This is a genomic window from Streptomyces sp. NPDC100445, from assembly GCF_044759735.1.
In the GTDB taxonomy this organism is placed as follows: domain Bacteria; phylum Actinomycetota; class Actinomycetes; order Streptomycetales; family Streptomycetaceae; genus Streptomyces.
The window spans coordinates 40,583-56,358 of record NZ_JBIVZV010000013.1 but is presented as its reverse complement, the minus strand read 5'-3'; the positions used below and the strand labels follow the sequence as shown (position 1 = coordinate 56,358).

The window sequence follows — 15,776 nt, the reverse complement described above, 5'->3', positions numbered from 1 at the left end:
TTCACCCCCGACCCCCCCGCGCCACAGCCCCCAGGACGCCGATGTAGGGCACAATTCGCTTTCGACATCGGGCAGTTGCCGGGCGAACGCGCGTACCGCGCGGACCGGCGGCCATGACAGCGGGTCATGGGGAAGGCGGGCGTCTGGCATGGCGGTGCAGGAGGCCAGAGGGGGCACGGGTGCCGAGGGCGACGAGGGAGGCTGCACCTGCGGGGACTGCCCGCACGGCGCGGGCGAGGGCCACCGGAGGGCCGTCGCCGCGTTCCTGCGCCGGCGCGACGAGTTCGCCGCCGGCCGGGGACTGCCGGCCGCCGTGTCGCACTCGGCCCCGGCCTCCCGCCAGTGGGTCTCCGAGGAGCTGACCCAGCGGGCGGAGGCCGTCGCCGAACGCGGCCGCGCCGAGGGCGCCACCTGGCTCGCCCGGCTGTGGCTGCGGACGCTGTACGCCGTGTGGGGCGCGGTCGTCGCGCTGCTGCTCACCGAGGCGCTCACCGCGATCGGCACGGGCTGGACCGGCGCCCGTACCGCCGCTCTGCTCGCCGCGCTCGCCGTCGCCGGTGCGCTGACCGCCGCCTGCTTCCTCCACCGGGCGCGCGGCGGAGCGCTCGCGCCGATGATCGGTGAGGACAACCGCATGTCCACCTCCCGTGCCGTGGCCGTCTGCTGGGTACTGTTCGTCGCCTACGCCGTGCTGCTGCTGGCCGCCCGCCTGGCCGCGGCCTCCGATCCGGCCGCCCGCGACGCCCTGGTATCGGGCCTCGGGCTCGCGCACGGGGCGGGTGTGCTGACCGTCCTCGCGGTCGTGTGCGGCATCGCCGTCCTGGTCCGCCGGGTGGTGGGCCTGCGCATCCTCGGCCAGCGGCTCCAGAAGGTGCCGGCCCACCGGCCGCGCGCCGCCGACCTGCTCACCGACGACTCCGGCCGGGGCGCCTTCACCGACATCCAGTACGTCGCCATCAGCGCAGTCGCCCTGCTGTTCGCCGCCGTACGGCTGGCCCGCCGTCCCGATCGGCTGCCCGACCTGCCCTGGGGCCTGGCCGTGGTGGTGCTCATCTCGGCGGCGACCTACCTGGCCGGCAAGTACGCCGAGGGCGGTCGGCCCGTGATCCTCTCGGTGGTCCGCGCCCGCGAACCCGGCGACCTCGACGGGCCCGTGCGTACCGGCGACGACATCGAGATCCGCGGCGCCGGTTTTGTCCCGCCCGGTGCCCGGACCGCCGACCACCTCTCCCGCGTGGTCGTCCGCATCGGCACGGTCGACGTCCACGTCCCCCTGGTTCCCGTCACCGGCGGCTTCCGCAACCCCACGGACACCGCCCTGACCGTGCCCGTACCCGCCGACGTCGAGCCCGGTGCGATGGACATCCAGGTGGTGACCGCGGCCGGTACCGCGACCAACCGGTACCCCGTCCACGTGACGGAGTGAACGACCGGGAGCGGCCGGTCCATCGGGACGGTGGTGAGCGCCTCTCCGACCCATCGCCCCCGCACCCGCCTCCCGACCTCTCGCTCCGCCCCCTCCGCCCGCCGCGTGGGGCGGGCGGAGGGGCCGGAGGTGAGGGAACCGAGGCGGTCGCGGGGTAGGCGGGTGAGGGCCGATCGTGGGAACGGAGTGGCGTGGCCGCGGGAATGGCACGGTCCGGCGTATTCGCATCCGCACCCGCACCCGCATCCGCATCCGCATCCGCACCCGGTCGGGGCCGGCGGTTCCCGGCCCCCGCTGTTCGCGCAGAGGTCGGAAATCGGGAGAATCGTTCGGGACAGGATTGAACGGGCTCCTTCCGTCGTACGTATCGTCGGGCGAGGGGTGCACGGTGGGCGAGAGGCGGCTGGCAGCGATGACTCACGGCATGCGGACGGACACGTACACCAACAGCCTGAACGGTCCCCGCCCCTGGCGGGACGCAGCCACCCACTACGCCCTCCTGCCCCTGCGTGTCTTCCTCGGGGTCACCTTCATCTACGCGGGCCTGAACAAGCTGACCGACAGCGCGTTCTTCCACGCCACCGGCGCCGGATCGATCGGTGAGACGCTGCGCTCGGCCCGCGGATCCGCCGCTGTCCCCGCCCTGATCGACCTGGCCCTGAAGAGCCCGGTCGGCTTCGGCTACGCCATCGCCCTCGGTGAGCTGGCCGTCGGCATCGGCACCCTGGTGGGCCTGTTCGGCCGGCTGGCCGCGCTCGGCGGTGCGCTGATCTCGCTCAGCCTCTGGCTGACGGTGAGCTGGGCGACCACCCCCTACTACTACGGCAACGACCTCGCCTACCTGATGGCCTGGCTTCCCCTGGTCCTGGCCGGCGCCCCCCACCTCTCCCTGGACGCGGCCTGGCGGTCCCGGCGCCGGCCGACCGACGCCTACCGGTAGGGCCTGCCGGTGGCGGCGGGATCCGCACGACGGGCGCCGGCCGGGTCAGGTACCTCCGCGTCTGCGCACCCCCCGGGTCAGGGCGGCGGTGACGCCGGCCAGGCAGAGGCCGCCCACCACCAGCGGCACGACCGCGAACCACGGTATGTCCCACAGACCGCGCGCGTCCCCCGCGAACAGCGCGGCGGTGGCGGTGAGGAAGAGCCCGGCGACCAGCTTCCCGGGCTGGAGCTCATGACGCGGCACGACTGACCTCCACCCGTCCCACTCCGACGCCGAGCGTCAGATCCAGCGTGCCGGCGTTCCCCGCGCCCTTGGCCGGTGCCAGCGTCACGTCCTTGTGCCTGCCGGGCTTCACGTCCACGTCCTTTCCGCTGTCCCCGGGCAACCGGATGTCGCCCACGCCCACATCGATGTCCATCCGCACGATCGCGTCCGCCGGCACGATCACCTTCAGCGCTCCCGCTCCCACCCGGGCGTCCGTGGCGACCGTCCGCCCCTTCCCCGGGTGCACCCGGGTCAGGTCGAGGGTGCCCCGGCCGGTACCGAGGTCGTACCCGGACCGCACCTGGGCGGTGGCGGCCGGTGTCCACGACGTCTCCCGCCAGTGGTTGGTGATGTCCCGGGGCATAGCCGCCGCCCCGGCCAACAGGGCCGCCGTGACGACCGCCAGGAACACCGTGCCCGCCCCGGTGCGGCCGAGGAACGCGCTGAACGCGATGCCCAGGCCGAACACCGCCAGGGCGCACGCCAGGCCGGTCTGGAGGCTGGTGCCCAGCGGGTGACCGTCCCAGCTGAGCCCGGTGCCCAGGCCGCCCGCCACCAGAGCCAGCAGGAACAAGGGGGCGCCGATCCAGCGGGGACCGCGTAGTACCGGGGGCTCGGTGCGGGGCGGCCGTACGGACCCCTGGTGCGTCCAGGGGTTGGCGATGCCGACGTCGAGGACCGAGGTGAGGTCCCGGTCCCGGCTGTCGCCCGGGCCCCAGAGGTAGCCGGTGCCGCCGACGTGGGTGCCGTCCTTGACGATCGGGTCCCGCCACCAGGACGGATAGGTGGTGACGACCGGCGGTGCCTGGGCCTCCGGCGGGGCGTCGGCGGCGGCCTGCGCGGCCAGCGGGTCGGGGTCGGGGGCGTCACGGCGCCGCGACCAGTAGCCGGCACCCGCGAGCAGCAGCGAGAGCACCGCTGCGAAGGCCAGCACACCGCCGTTTCTCAGCATCGTCAGGAAGATTCCGCAGCCGACCAGGGTGAACAGCACGGCGGCCAGCGCCTGGCCGTCGACGCGGCCCGTGAACAACTTGCGGAGTTCGTTCTCCTCCTCGTCCTCGTACGGCACCAGGAGCCAGGCGAAGCCGTAGAAGATGAGGCCGAGGCCACCGGTCGCCGACAGCACGGCCAGGGTGATCCGGAAGATCACCGGATCCATGTCGGTCTGCCGTCCCAGTCCCGCGCACACGCCCGCGATCATCTTGTGACCGCGGTCGCGCCGGAACCGCCCGGGAACCGCGCCGGTGTCCTGGCGCTCCTCCCGCTCGTCGGTGTCGGTGTCGGTGTCGGTGTCGGTGCCGGTGCTCGGACCGGCAGCGGTGGCGGTACCGGTGGAGGCGCTGGTGTGGGTGCCGGGGCCGGCCGCTCCTGTCCTTCCCGTCGCGGCGGGCGCGGCATCCGTCGGCCCGGTGCCCGGGGCCGGGCGCGGGCCGGAGCCGGGTCCCGGACCCGTCGCGGCGTGCTCGTGATCCGTCATGCGTCCATGGTGACGGCCCGTCCGCCCCGGCGGCAGTCGGGACAACCCTGGGACGACCCTGAAATCGGCCCCGAGACCGGCCGCGGAAGCGTTCGACGGGCACTGGCCGTCGGACGGACGGCCCGTCCCCGGGCCGGCACCGGCGTCCCCGGCCGGCTCCCGCGGAAGATCAGGGGCGTCTCGGGGGCCGCCCCTGATGCCCCGCCCCTCCGGCCGTGTGAACATCGATGCCATGCCGGAAGCCGCAAGCCCGCCCCTCGACGACCCGCGGCCACCGCGCAAGCTCTACCGCAGCAGCGACGGACGCTGGCTGGGCGGGGTGGCGCGGGGCCTCGCCGGGCATCTCGGGCTGCCCGTCGTCTGGGTGCGGCTGATCTTCGTCGGCCTCTTCATGGCCGACGGGCTCGGAGCGCTGCTGTACGCGGCGTTCTGGTTCTTCGTCCCGCTCGGCATCGGCGGCGTCGGCGGCCAGAAGCCGTCGCTCGTCGGCACGGAGACCTCGGCGGACGGCCGGCGCAAGCTGGTGGCGCGCAAGCCGGACCGGGGACAGATCGCCGCCCTGCTCCTCATGGTCGTCGTGTCCATGGTCTTCGTCGGCAGCGTCGACCTGGACGGCCCGGCCAAGGCCTATCTGGTGCCCGCCGTGCTGGTCGCGGCGGGGGTCGCCCTGGTCTGGCGCCAGGCGGACAACGCCCGCCGGGCCCGCTGGGTGGAGGTCGGCCGCCGGCGCCGTACCCTCACGCTGCTGCGTGCCGCCGGCGGGGTCCTGCTGGTCACCGCCGGTGTCTCGGCCGTGTTCGTCCTCCAGGGCTCGGCCGCCCACCTCGGCGCGGTCCTCCAGGCCGCGCTCGCCGTCCTGGTGGGCATCACCCTGCTCGCCGGCCCGTACCTGGTCCGCATGACCCAGGACCTGTCCGAGGAACGCCTGATGCGTATCCGCGCCCAGGAGCGCGCCGAGGTCGCCGCCCACGTGCACGACTCGGTGCTGCACACCCTCACGCTGATCCAGCGCAACGCCGACAATGTCAACGAGGTGCGCCGCCTCGCCCGCGCCCAGGAACGCGACCTGCGCACCTGGCTGTACAAGCCGGAGGGCACCGGCAAGGACGAGGCGGACGAACCGGACACGGTGGCCGAGGCGGTGCGGCGCAACGCCGCCGAGGTGGAGGACAACCACGGCGTGCCGATCGAGGTCGTCATCGTCGGTGACTGCCCGCTGGACGAGAGGACCGCCGCGCAGATGCAGGCCGCGCGCGAGGCGATGGTGAACGCCGCCAAGTACGGTGGCGACGGCGGTGCCGTACAGGTGTACGCCGAGGTCGAGGGAAAGGCGGTCTTCGTGTCCGTGCGCGACCGGGGCCCCGGCTTCGACCTCGACTCGATACCCGCCGACCGCATGGGCGTCAGAGAATCGATCATCGGCCGTATGGAGCGCAACGGCGGTACGGCCCGGCTGCGGGCGGTACCGGGGGGCGGGACCGAGGTCGAGCTGGAGATGGAGAGGGCGGAGAGGACGTCATGAGCGACGCGACCGAGGGGAACGGGACGACGAGGGCGGTGGAGGCGGCGGGGACCGAGCCGTCCGACGGCGGCGCGGGCGGGCGGCAGGTACGGGTGGTGCTCGTGGACGACCACCGGATGTTCCGCACCGGCGTCCGGGCCGAGATCGGCCGGACCGCCGAGACCGGGGTCGAGGTGGTCGGCGAGGCGGCGGACGTCGACCAGGCGGTCTCGGTCATCACCGCGGCCCGGCCCGAGGTGGTCCTCCTCGACGTGCACCTGCCCGGCGGCGGCGGCGTCGAGGTGCTGCGCCGGTGTGCGGCCCTGATGGCGGACCCCGAGCGGCCCGTCCGCTTCCTGGCGCTGTCCGTGTCGGACGCGGCGGAGGACGTGATCGGCGTGATCCGCGGTGGCGCCCGCGGTTACGTCACCAAGACGATCACGGGCACCGACCTGGTCGACTCGATCTTCCGGGTCCAGGAGGGCGACGCCGTCTTCTCCCCGCGGCTGGCCGGGTTCGTCCTGGACGCCTTCGCCTCCACCGACGCCCCGCCGGTGGACGAGGACCTGGACCGTCTCACCCAGCGCGAACGCGAGGTGCTGCGGCTGATCGCCCGTGGTTACGCGTACAAGGAGATCGCCAAGCAGCTGTTCATCTCGGTCAAGACGGTCGAGTCGCACGTCTCGGCGGTCCTGCGCAAGCTCCAGTTGTCCAACCGTCACGAGCTGACCCGCTGGGCGACGGCGCGCCGACTGGTCTGACCCCTGCGGCACCGTCCGGCCGCACCCCTGCCGCATCCCGTCGTCCGGCCCCTCACGCCACCCGGGTCGCGCCCGCGAACGGCATCTGGTCGACCGGGGCCAGGCGTACCGGGGCCGACGGGTTGGGGGCGTGGATCATCTGGCCGCCGCCCACGTAGATGCCGACGTGACTGATCCCGGAGTAGAAGAACACCAGGTCACCCGGCTGGAGTTCGGAGCGGGAGACCCGCCGGCCCGCGCCGATCTGGGCGTAGGTGGTGCGGGGCAGGGAGACGCCGGCCGAGCGGTAGGCGGCCTGGACCAGTCCCGAGCAGTCGAAGGCGTCGGGGCCGGTCGCGCCCCACACATAGGGGCTGCCGAGCTTGCCGAAGGCGTAGGCGACGGCCGCCGCCGCGCGTGCCGTGGGCGCGGGGGAGGACCCGTACCGCATCGCCTCCCGGGGACCCGCGGCCGACCGGGAGGCGTGCCGGTCGCCGCCGTCGGCGCCGGTGACCTCGGCCCGCTGTACGGGCGTCAGCCGTCGGAGCAGCCGCCGGGCCTCCTCGAGCTTGCCGGTGACGGTCCTCTTCTGCCGGTTCAGCTCCGCCTGCCGGGAGCGCAGCGACCTCAGTTCGATGCGTGCGGCACCGCGCAGCCGCTCGATCTCCCGCAGCTGGTCGCGTACCCGTGACACGGCGGCGGCCTGCCGGTGACCGGCCCGTTCGGCGAACGCGGCGCCGTCCAGGTACCGGTCGGGGTCGCTGGAGAGGGCCAGCTGCCAGGCCGGGTCGACACCGCCCTCCCGGTACTGCGCCGCCGCGATCGAGCCCAGGGCGTCGCGGGCCGAGCTGAGCCTCTGCTGCCGGCGGGCGGCCTGGTCCTGGAGTCCGGCGAGCCGCGCCTTGGCCGCCGTGGCCTCTTCCCTGGCCCCGTCGTACTTCTCGGTGGCCGTCTCCGCCTCGCGGTACAGGCGGTTCACCTCAGCCTTCACCTGCCCGGGTGTCAGCTGAGGCTCGGCGTGGCCCGTCCCGTCGAAAGCCGTCGCGGTGGCCGCGCCCGCCAGGGCGAGTGTGGCGGCTGTGCGGGCCGTATGGCCGCCGAGCGAGCGTTGGCGGGGCTTGCGGTGCGCTGCCACCTGGACCTTCACGTCCTTCCGTACGGCTCGAACGGTGTCGAGCGGGGTCGCGGTGAGTACGCCCGGCGGCGGTCCGCACAGGGGGAACGGGCCGCCGCCGGGTGCTTCTCGGCGCGGTGGCCGGCCGCCGCCCGGGTCCGGGCGGCGTGGGGAGCCGGTCACTGGGGGAGGACGCTAGGCCGAACGGTGACGAGTCGGTAACGCACTGTACGGAACTGATCGAGATAGGACGGATACGACCAGATGCGATCGCGATCACTGACCGAAGTCGTTTTGTTCACGCTGCGTGATGATCGAAGAGTGGGAAGGGGGACAGGCGGGAGAGCTGAGGTGCTATGGCTCGCATAGATGCGACGTCCGACCCGCTGGCCCGTGGAGTCCGCGCGGTGCCCCCGGACATGGGCGCGGGCCGCCCGGGTGGGGCCGGTGGCGGGAGGCCGGGACGCCGCTGGTTAGGCTCCGGCCCCATGGACGTACTCATCCATCTCTTCGTCGGCCTGCACATCGTCGGTATCGCCGCGCTGCTCGGCGGTTTCCTGACCCAGATGAAGGCCATGGGCCGGGGCACGGCCCGGTTCGTGCCCGGGATGCTGCACGGCGCGCTGACCATGCTGGTCACCGGCGTGGCGCTGGTCGGCCTCAATCAGGCCGACGGCCACCACGTCAACACCCTGAAGATCGGCGTGAAGCTGGCCCTGCTGATCGTGATCCTCGGGCTGGTCTACGTCAAGCGGGACGAGGAGCGGATCGACAAGGGCCAGTTCGCACTGGTCGGTCTCCTGACCACGGCCAACATCTTCATCGCCGTGCTCTGGACCTGATCACCGGTTCGTGTGGCCGGGCCACGCGGACCCCGGGGTTCAGACCGGCCGCACCACGCTGTGGACGGCCGACGTGCCGACGGAGGAGACCGGCTCCTCACGGACGTACGCGCCCGGCCTGGGGGCGTGGATCATCATGCCGTCGCCCGTGTAGAGCCCGACGTGGCGGTGGTCGTCGTGGAAGAGGACGAGATCGCCGGGGCGGGCGTCGGCCGGCGGGACCCTGGTGCCGGCGGCGGCCTGCCCGGGAGCGGTACGCGGCAAGGTGACGCCGGCGGACTTCCAGGCGGCCTGGACCAGGCCCGAGCAGTCGTAGGAGCCTGGCCCGGCGGCACCCCACACGCACGGTGCGCCCAGCTGGGCCCGGGCGAAGGCGACGGCCTTCCCTGCCTTGGCCGCGTCCGTGCCGGACGGCGCGGAGCCCGGGACGGTCCGCCGGGCCAGCAGCACGCGCGCGTGGGCGAGCTTCCGCTGCACGGCCGCCTTCACCGCCTTCGGGTCCCTCGGCCCCCGAGCGGCGACCTCCGGCCCGCTGCTCCCGGACGGCGCGACGGCCACGCCCTCGCCCCGCACGACGGCGTTCACGACCGGTGCCGGTGCCGCATGGGTGAGCGGTGCGACGGTGCCCACGGGGGCCGGGGCCATGACACCGCCGTCCCAGCCGGGCGCCACGGCGGCCCTGCCGTGCGCCGGGGCCGCGACACCCGCGCCGGTGGTGGGCGCGGGGCTCCCCATCTGCGTGGACGGGGACGGTGCCCGGTCCGGAGCGGGCGTGGTGTGGTGCTGGGCGGTGGGGGCCGCGGCCGGAGGGGCCGGCACGCTGCCGCGGGGGGTCGGGACGGCGCGGGCCCGGGCCGCGCGCCGGGCGACCTCGTCACGCAGCCGCTGGAGGCTGTCGGCCCGCCGCCCTGGGGCACCGGCCGGTTCCTCCGTCACCGCGGCGGTCGCGGTCGCCGAGTCCGCGCGGCGGTAGAGGTCGTCGATCTTGCGTTCGACCTCCTCCGGGCTCGGCCTGCCGTGCCCGGCCCCGGGCAGGGTCTCCGCGGTCTGGGAGAGCACGGCGAGGGAGGTGAGCGCGGCGGTGGCGAGAGCGGGGGTGCGGACGCCCGCCCCCGGGGTCCCGCCGGGGCGCGGCTTGCGGTGCGACGCCAAGGGAGGCGACTCCTTCCTAGCTGCCGCCTACCGGGTTAGCTGTCGGGTTCGGGCGGACGGAAGGGTTGCCCTACGGCGTCGTCCCGGGCGGGAGTCGGCCGATTCACCCCAGGATTCGGTGGGTCCCCGGCTCCGGGTGCCGCGCAGGGGCACGCCGGACTCGGCGGAGGCCGCGCGGCCCGGCGACGTTCGCCGGAGGGGGGTCGTGCGGCCTGACGGCAACCTAGCCAACTCGTGTGTCTTCTGTGAAGGTTGGTGCGCAGTATGTCCGATACATTTCCGTGACCTCGTGGCGCACGCGCATCCGTGTGACCAGGTGCTTCCGGTGCGTGAGGGGAGGTGGGGCGCTCGTGTGGCGAACATCGGTTCCCGGGACGGTGACCGGTTGTCGGTGGGGCGCCCTAGACTCGGAGAGCGATGAGCAGCCTCTTTGACGACAGCTTCCTGGCGGACCTCCAGCCCCCGCGCGGGCACGACGAGGAGCTTCCGCCGCCGCCCGAGCACGACCACGCTCCGGAGCCCGTCCCGGACGATCTGTTCGGCGGGAAGTTCGACGTGCCGCCGGACCGGGACTCCCACTACCGCGACGGCGCCCCGCGCCCCGTGATCGACGCGGCGGCGCTCCTGGAGGGGCTGAACGAGAACCAGCGCGCCGCCGTCGTGCACGCCGGTTCCCCGCTGCTCATCGTCGCCGGCGCCGGTTCCGGCAAGACCCGGGTGCTGACTCACCGCATCGCCCACCTGCTGGCCGAGCGGAGTGTCCACCCGGGGCAGATCCTCGCGATCACCTTCACCAACAAGGCCGCGGGCGAGATGAAGGAGCGCGTGGAGCAGCTCGTCGGCCCGCGCGCCCACGCGATGTGGGTGATGACGTTCCACAGCGCGTGCGTGCGGATCCTGCGCCGCGAGTCGAAGAAGCTGGGCTTCACCTCGTCGTTCTCGATCTACGACGCGGCCGACAGCAAGCGCCTGATGGCCCTGGTCTGCCGGGATCTGGAACTCGACCCCAAGCGCTACCCGCCCAAGTCCTTCAGCGCCAAGATCAGCAACCTCAAGAACGAGCTGATCGACGAGGAGGACTTCGCCGCCCGGGCCACCGACGGCTTCGAGAAGACCCTCGCCCAGGCGTACGCGCTCTACCAGTCGCGGCTGCGCGAGGCCAACGCCCTCGACTTCGACGACCTGATCATGACGACGGTCAACCTGCTGCGCGCCTTCCCGGACGTCGCCGAGCACTACCACCGCCGCTTCCGGCACGTTCTGGTCGACGAGTACCAGGACACCAACCACGCCCAGTACGCGCTGGTGCGCGAGCTGGTCGGGACGGGCGAGCGGGCCGCCGCGGACGCCGGCGTGCCGCCCGGCGAGGGGGACCTGCCCCCCGCCGAGCTGTGCGTCGTGGGCGACGCGGACCAGTCGATCTACGCCTTCCGGGGTGCGACGATCCGCAACATCCTCCAGTTCGAGGAGGACTACCCGAACGCGACGACGATCCTGCTGGAGCAGAACTACCGCTCCACGCAGACGATCCTGTCCGCCGCCAACGCGGTCATCGAGCGCAACGAGTCACGCCGTCCGAAGAATCTGTGGACCAACGCCGGCCACGGCGCCCGGATCACCGGCTACGTCGCCGACACCGAGCACGACGAGGCGCAGTTCGTCGCGGACGAGATAGACCGGCTCACCGACGCGGGCGAGGCACGCGCCGGGGACGTCGCCGTCTTCTACCGCACCAACGCCCAGTCCCGTGTCTTCGAAGAGGTCTTCATCCGGGTCGGCCTGCCGTACAAGGTCGTCGGCGGCGTCCGCTTCTACGAGCGCAAGGAGGTCCGGGACGTCCTGGCCTACCTGCGCGTGCTCGCCAACCCGGAGGACTCGGTGCCGCTGCGCCGCATCCTCAACGTGCCCAAGCGGGGCATCGGCGACCGTGCGGAGGCCATGGTCGACGCCCTCGCCCAGCGGGAGAAGATCAGCTTCCCGCAGGCCCTGAAGCGGGTCGACGAGGCGTACGGCATGGCCGCGCGGTCGACGAACGCCGTGAAGCGGTTCAACACGCTGATGGAGGACCTGCGCACGATCGTCGAATCCGGTGCCGGACCGGCGACCGTCCTCGAAGCCGTGCTCGAACGCACCGGTTACCTGGCCGAGTTGCAGGCCTCCACCGACCCGCAGGACGAGACCCGCATCGAGAACCTCCAGGAACTCGCGGCCGTGGCGCTCGAGTTCGAGCAGGAACGCGCCGAGGGCGAGTCCGGTACGCTCGCCGACTTCCTGGAGCAGGTCGCCCTGGTCGCCGACTCCGATCAGATCCCCGACGAGGAGGGCGGCGACGGCGTCATCACGCTGATGACCCTGCACACCGCCAAGGGCTTGGAGTTCCCGGTCGTGTTCCTGACCGGCATGGAGGACGGCGTCTTCCCGCACATGCGCGCCCTCGGCGAGGTCAAGGAGCTGGAGGAGGAGCGGCGCCTGGCCTATGTCGGGATCACCCGTGCCCGGGAGCGGTTGTACCTCACGCGGTCGGCGCTGCGCAGTGCGTGGGGCCAGCCGTCGTACAACCCGCCCTCCCGCTTCCTGGAGGAGATCCCGGCCGCCCACCTGGAGTGGAAGCGGACAGGGGGCGCGGCGCCGGTGTCGTCCGGGCCGGTGTCCGGGATCGCGGCCTCGCTGTCTTCGTCCCGCTCGCGGTCCTCGGCGTCGGGCGCGTCCGGGTTCGCCACGCGGCGCACGGCCGAGAAGCCGGTGGTCACGCTTGTGGTCGGCGACCGGGTCACCCACGACCAGTTCGGGCTGGGCACGGTCGTCGGGGTGAAGGGCACGGGCGCGAACGCGGAGGCCACGATCGACTTCGGGGACACCAAGCCGAAGCGGCTGCTGCTGCGGTACGCGCCGGTGGAGAAGCTCTAGGGAAGAAGGCCCCCGCCGTCGGGCGGGGGCCCGCCGGTCCCTACGTCGGATCGAGTCCGTGGCTGCGCAGCCACGGCAGCGGGTCTATGGCCGCCCCGCCCGCCGGACGCACCTCGAAGTGCAGGTGCGGACCCGTGGAGTTGCCGGAGTTGCCGGAGTAGGCGATCGGCTGGCCGGCCTTGACGGTCGTACCGGAGGCGACGCGGTAGCTGGACAGGTGGCAGTACCAGGTCTGCGTGCCGTCCTTCGACGTCAGGATCAGCATGTTGCCGTAGGCGCTGTTCCACTGGGTGCTGACCGTGCCGTCGGTGGCGGCCATCACGGTGGTGCCGTACGAGACCGGGAAGTCGATGCCGGTGTGCACCGACATCCAGTTGACGCCCGCCTGACCGAAGTAGGCGCTGAGTCCGCGCTGGGTGACCGGCAGCACGAACTTCGGGCGCAGCCGCTCCTTGAGCGCGGCCTCCGCCGCGGCCTTCTTCTTCTCCAGCGCCTGCTGCGCCACGAGGTCGATCCGCTCCTGGGTGCGGCTCGCCCGGTCGGCGAAGTCGTGGGCACCGTCGGAGAGCGTGCGGAGCTGGGTGTCCAGTTTGCTGTTGGCGATGGACGGCTTGACCACCTGCGCGTCCGGCGCGGAGGCGGTGGTGTCCTCGGAGCTGTCGCCGAGCGTGCCGACCGAGGCCGCGGCGATCCCGGCGACGCCCATCACGCAGGCCGAGGGCACGGCGACGGTCAGCAGCGCGGAGCGCTTGGCGGGCGTACGGCGCCGGGAGCGTGCCGCGCCGCGTGCGCCCGCGCGGGTCGGCGGCGTCGGTCCGGTCTCCTCCTCGCCGTCCAGCAGGCCGGTCACGGCGGGCAGTTCGCCGGTGGAGTCCGGTCCGTTCTCCTCGGCCCGTCCGTCGTGGGCGGTGTCCTCGCCGGTGTCGAAACTCTCGAAGTTCTCGAAGTCCCCGTAGTTCTCGTGGTCCCTGTAGTGCTCGTGGTCCTCGTAGGACGACGCGGGCTCGAAGCGCGCGGCCGGTGCGTCGCCGACCGTCTCGAATGTGGCGGTGGCCCCCTGGTCGAACGGCTCACCGCCCTGCTCGGGTTCCGCCGTGCCGGCCTGCCCGGCGGAGTTCCACTGGGTGGCGTCGTACGCGCCCGTGTCGAAGGTCTGGGTGCCCCAGTCCCACTGCTGGGCGGGGTCGGCGCCGGGCCGGTCGGGCTGGACCCAGGCGCCCGTGTCCCACTGGCCGCTGACGTCGTTGCCGGTGGCCTGCGCCGGGACCGCCCAGGCGGCGGTGTCGTAGCCGCCGTGTCCGTAACCGGCGTGCTGCTGGGCCGCGTACGGGTCGTGGTCGGGAGTGTGACCGCCGTCCGGCTGCCAAGAGGCCGTGCCGTACGTGCCGGTGGTCTGCTCGCCGGCCGGGAAACTGCCGAAGAGCGGGTCGGCGGCGAAGGCGGTGGTGGCCGCGGTCCCACCCGGAAAACCGGTGGCGTCATAGCTACCGTACGTGGTGAGGTCGTCGCGGGGGACTTCCTGTGCCGCGTACGGCCCGTAGGGCGCGGTGGAGGCGTCGGAAGCCGGGGCCGGGGTGGTCATGACCCCCGACGGGTGACGATCGTTCACCAACTTCTCTTTCGCCTCGACAACAGGGGCTGCCAGAGCAGTGCGGCGACTGTACCCGGCGGTATGCGGGCGCGACAATCTTCGGCTGGTTTCCCGTGGGCCGGAAACGGGCATTCGGCCGTGTTTCGGGGATGCGGAACGCGACCTTGGCGTTTCGTTCGAAGAATGTTCGATGACTGGTGACTCTGCGTCAGCGGTGTGCGGGCCCGTGCTCCCCGGTCGAGGCCGGTCTCAGGCGACCGTCAGTCCCTCGCCGACCCGCTCCCCGGGCTGCGGGGCGTCGAGGGCCTCCCGTATCCCGGCTGCCACGGCGGGGTGCACGGGCAGGGCGAGATGGCCGATGCCGGTCACCCGGACGTTGCGCGCCTCCAGGTCGGGGTGGTCCAGGCAGGCCGTCTCCAGCGGGTCCATCACCGAGTCGAGGTCGCTCCAGAAGCTCACGAACCGGGTGCGGCAGCCGGGCGCGGGCCCGGCCAGCTCCCTGATGACCGGCGATCCGGGCCGCATCTGCCGGACGATCGGGTGGGCGTCGGCCAGCGGGGCCACCTTCGTGCCGGAGTGCGGCGTACCGAGTGTCACCAGCGTCCGTACGCGCAGGTCGCCCCCCAGGCACTGGACGTAGTAGCGGGCGATCAGGCCGCCGAGGCTGTGTCCCACGATGTCGACCCGGGTACTGCCGGTGCGCTCGCAGATCTCCTCGACGTGCCGGCCGAGCAGATCGGCGGCGGCCCGTATGTCACAGGTCAGCGGGGAGTAGTTGAGCGACTCGACACGCTGTCTGCCGTGCTGGGCGAGGGTGCGGCGCAGCAGGACGAAGACGGAGCGGTTGTCGATGAAGCCGTGCAGCAGCACGACCGGTGTGCCGGGGTGGGCCGGCAGCCGGGTGGCGCCCTCCGCCGCGGCGAGGGCCGCCGAGCGGCGTTCCTGGGCGAGGCCGGTCGGATACAGCAGCAGATGCCCGGCGAGGATCGCCGCCTCCAGGGCGGTCGCCTTGAGCAGCGCCATGGACAGTCCGGTCAGCCTGCCGGGCCACAGGCGGCGGCAGACCGGGAGGAACAGCGGCATAACCCCGGTGACCTTCATGGCCGACCTCCTGTCGGCACGACCGGGAGGCGGCTCGGTCCCCCGTGTGCCCTCATGTCCCACATGTGATTTCCCCCTCCCTGCGTGCCGTAAAACCACGGGTTGCGGGATGCTGGGGATAACGTTCGTTCACTTCGCGACAGTGGCGGGACGCGCCAAAAGTGCGGTACTTGTCGGTACGGACGGAAGCGATCGCTTCCGTGGTCGCTTGATGGAGGCAGTGATGGGTGTGGCAGCCGGTCCGATCCGCGTGGTGGTCGCCAAGCCGGGGCTCGACGGCCACGATCGTGGGGCCAAGGTCATCGCGCGCGCGTTGCGCGACGCCGGTATGGAGGTCATCTACACCGGGCTCCACCAGACCCCGGAACAGATCGTCGACACGGCCATCCAGGAGGACGCCGACGCGATCGGTCTGTCCATCCTCTCCGGCGCCCACAACACGCTGTTCGCCGCGGTCATCGACCTGCTCAGGGAGCGGGACGCGGCGGACATCCTCGTCTTCGGGGGCGGCATCATCCCCGAGGAGGACATCGCGCCGCTGAAGGAGAAGGGCGTCGCCGCGATCTTCACGCCGGGCGCCACCACCACGTCGATCGTGGAGTGGGTGCGCGAGAACGCCGGTCACCCAGCCGCGTCCGGCGGCTGAGGCGCCGCCCGTGGAGGCCGTCCCGGGGCGGGGGCGGACGCCGGTGTCTGCGGTGAACCGCCGGGTGCCCCC

13 protein-coding genes and 1 riboswitch are annotated in these 15,776 nt (G+C 73.0%); of the genes, 7 read left to right on the top strand and 6 right to left on the bottom strand.

Going from position 1 to position 15,776, the window contains the following annotated elements:
- Positions 1 to 148: 148 nt before the first annotated feature.
- Together ACIQVT_RS27595 and ACIQVT_RS27590 are read left to right on the top strand one after the other, a co-directional pair.
- Positions 149 to 1,426 carry a hypothetical protein gene (locus tag ACIQVT_RS27595; RefSeq protein ID WP_403759615.1) on the top strand — a complete coding sequence of 426 codons (1,278 nt, stop codon included), beginning with the start codon at positions 149 to 151 and terminating at the stop codon, positions 1,424 to 1,426.
- A gap of 412 nt (positions 1,427 to 1,838) precedes the next feature.
- The gene (locus tag ACIQVT_RS27590; protein WP_403759612.1) at positions 1,839 to 2,366 is read left to right on the top strand and encodes a DoxX family protein; all 528 of its coding nucleotides are present in this window, start codon (positions 1,839 to 1,841) and stop codon (positions 2,364 to 2,366) included.
- Between the two features lie 45 nt (positions 2,367 to 2,411).
- Here ACIQVT_RS27590 and ACIQVT_RS27585 read toward each other — a convergent pair whose 3' ends face one another.
- Together ACIQVT_RS27585 and ACIQVT_RS27580 are read right to left on the bottom strand one after the other, a co-directional pair.
- Positions 2,412 to 2,612: a hypothetical protein gene (locus ACIQVT_RS27585; protein ID WP_403759609.1), complete on the bottom strand. Its 201-nt coding sequence runs from the start codon at positions 2,610 to 2,612 to the stop codon at positions 2,412 to 2,414.
- A complete protein-coding gene (locus tag ACIQVT_RS27580; RefSeq protein WP_403759606.1) occupies positions 2,599 to 4,110 on the bottom strand; it encodes a PspC domain-containing protein in 1,512 nt (503 codons plus the stop codon). Before ACIQVT_RS27580 ends, ACIQVT_RS27585 begins: the two co-directional genes overlap by 14 nt.
- Positions 4,111 to 4,306: 196 nt before the next feature.
- Between ACIQVT_RS27580 and ACIQVT_RS27575 the strand changes: the two genes are divergently transcribed.
- Together ACIQVT_RS27575 and ACIQVT_RS27570 are read left to right on the top strand one after the other, a co-directional pair.
- Positions 4,307 to 5,632: a PspC domain-containing protein gene (locus tag ACIQVT_RS27575; protein WP_403759603.1), complete on the top strand. Its 1,326-nt coding sequence runs from the start codon at positions 4,307 to 4,309 to the stop codon at positions 5,630 to 5,632.
- Positions 5,629 to 6,372, top strand: coding sequence for a LuxR C-terminal-related transcriptional regulator (locus tag ACIQVT_RS27570; RefSeq protein ID WP_403759600.1), 744 nt, complete (start codon positions 5,629 to 5,631; stop codon positions 6,370 to 6,372). Before ACIQVT_RS27575 ends, ACIQVT_RS27570 begins: the two co-directional genes overlap by 4 nt.
- A gap of 52 nt (positions 6,373 to 6,424) precedes the next feature.
- Here the strand turns inward: ACIQVT_RS27570 and ACIQVT_RS27565 are convergent, their stop codons facing one another.
- Positions 6,425 to 7,486: an NlpC/P60 family protein gene (locus ACIQVT_RS27565; protein ID WP_403760241.1), complete on the bottom strand. Its 1,062-nt coding sequence runs from the start codon at positions 7,484 to 7,486 to the stop codon at positions 6,425 to 6,427.
- Between the two features lie 467 nt (positions 7,487 to 7,953).
- On the opposite strand from ACIQVT_RS27565, the gene ACIQVT_RS27560 reads away from it, so the two are divergent.
- Positions 7,954 to 8,307 (top strand): hypothetical protein, encoded by a 354-nt coding sequence (locus ACIQVT_RS27560; RefSeq protein ID WP_403759597.1) that lies wholly within the window; start codon positions 7,954 to 7,956, stop codon positions 8,305 to 8,307.
- Between the two features lie 39 nt (positions 8,308 to 8,346).
- Here the strand turns inward: ACIQVT_RS27560 and ACIQVT_RS27555 are convergent, their stop codons facing one another.
- Positions 8,347 to 9,459, bottom strand: a complete 1,113-nt coding sequence (locus tag ACIQVT_RS27555; protein ID WP_403759594.1) for a C40 family peptidase — start codon at positions 9,457 to 9,459, stop codon at positions 8,347 to 8,349.
- 8 nt (positions 9,460 to 9,467) lie between these two features.
- Positions 9,468 to 9,635: riboswitch (cyclic di-AMP (ydaO/yuaA leader) on the bottom strand.
- A 241-nt stretch (positions 9,636 to 9,876) separates the two neighbouring features.
- Here ACIQVT_RS27555 and pcrA point away from each other — a divergent pair.
- Positions 9,877 to 12,366, top strand: coding sequence for a DNA helicase PcrA (pcrA, locus tag ACIQVT_RS27550; protein ID WP_403759591.1), 2,490 nt, complete (start codon positions 9,877 to 9,879; stop codon positions 12,364 to 12,366).
- Positions 12,367 to 12,406: 40 nt separating this feature from the next.
- On the opposite strand, the gene ACIQVT_RS27545 is transcribed toward pcrA, so the two are convergent.
- Together ACIQVT_RS27545 and ACIQVT_RS27540 are read right to left on the bottom strand one after the other, a co-directional pair.
- Positions 12,407 to 13,975 (bottom strand): M23 family metallopeptidase, encoded by a 1,569-nt coding sequence (locus ACIQVT_RS27545; RefSeq protein WP_403759588.1) that lies wholly within the window; start codon positions 13,973 to 13,975, stop codon positions 12,407 to 12,409.
- 231 nt (positions 13,976 to 14,206) lie between these two features.
- Entirely contained in the window at positions 14,207 to 15,058 is an 852-nt protein-coding gene (locus tag ACIQVT_RS27540; RefSeq protein ID WP_403759585.1) for an esterase/lipase family protein, read from the bottom strand.
- A gap of 223 nt (positions 15,059 to 15,281) precedes the next feature.
- Here ACIQVT_RS27540 and ACIQVT_RS27535 point away from each other — a divergent pair, with 223 nt between their 5' ends.
- On the top strand, positions 15,282 to 15,704 hold the full coding sequence (locus tag ACIQVT_RS27535; RefSeq protein ID WP_403759582.1) for a cobalamin B12-binding domain-containing protein: 423 nt from the start codon (positions 15,282 to 15,284) through the stop codon (positions 15,702 to 15,704).
- Positions 15,705 to 15,776: the final 72 nt, after the last annotated feature.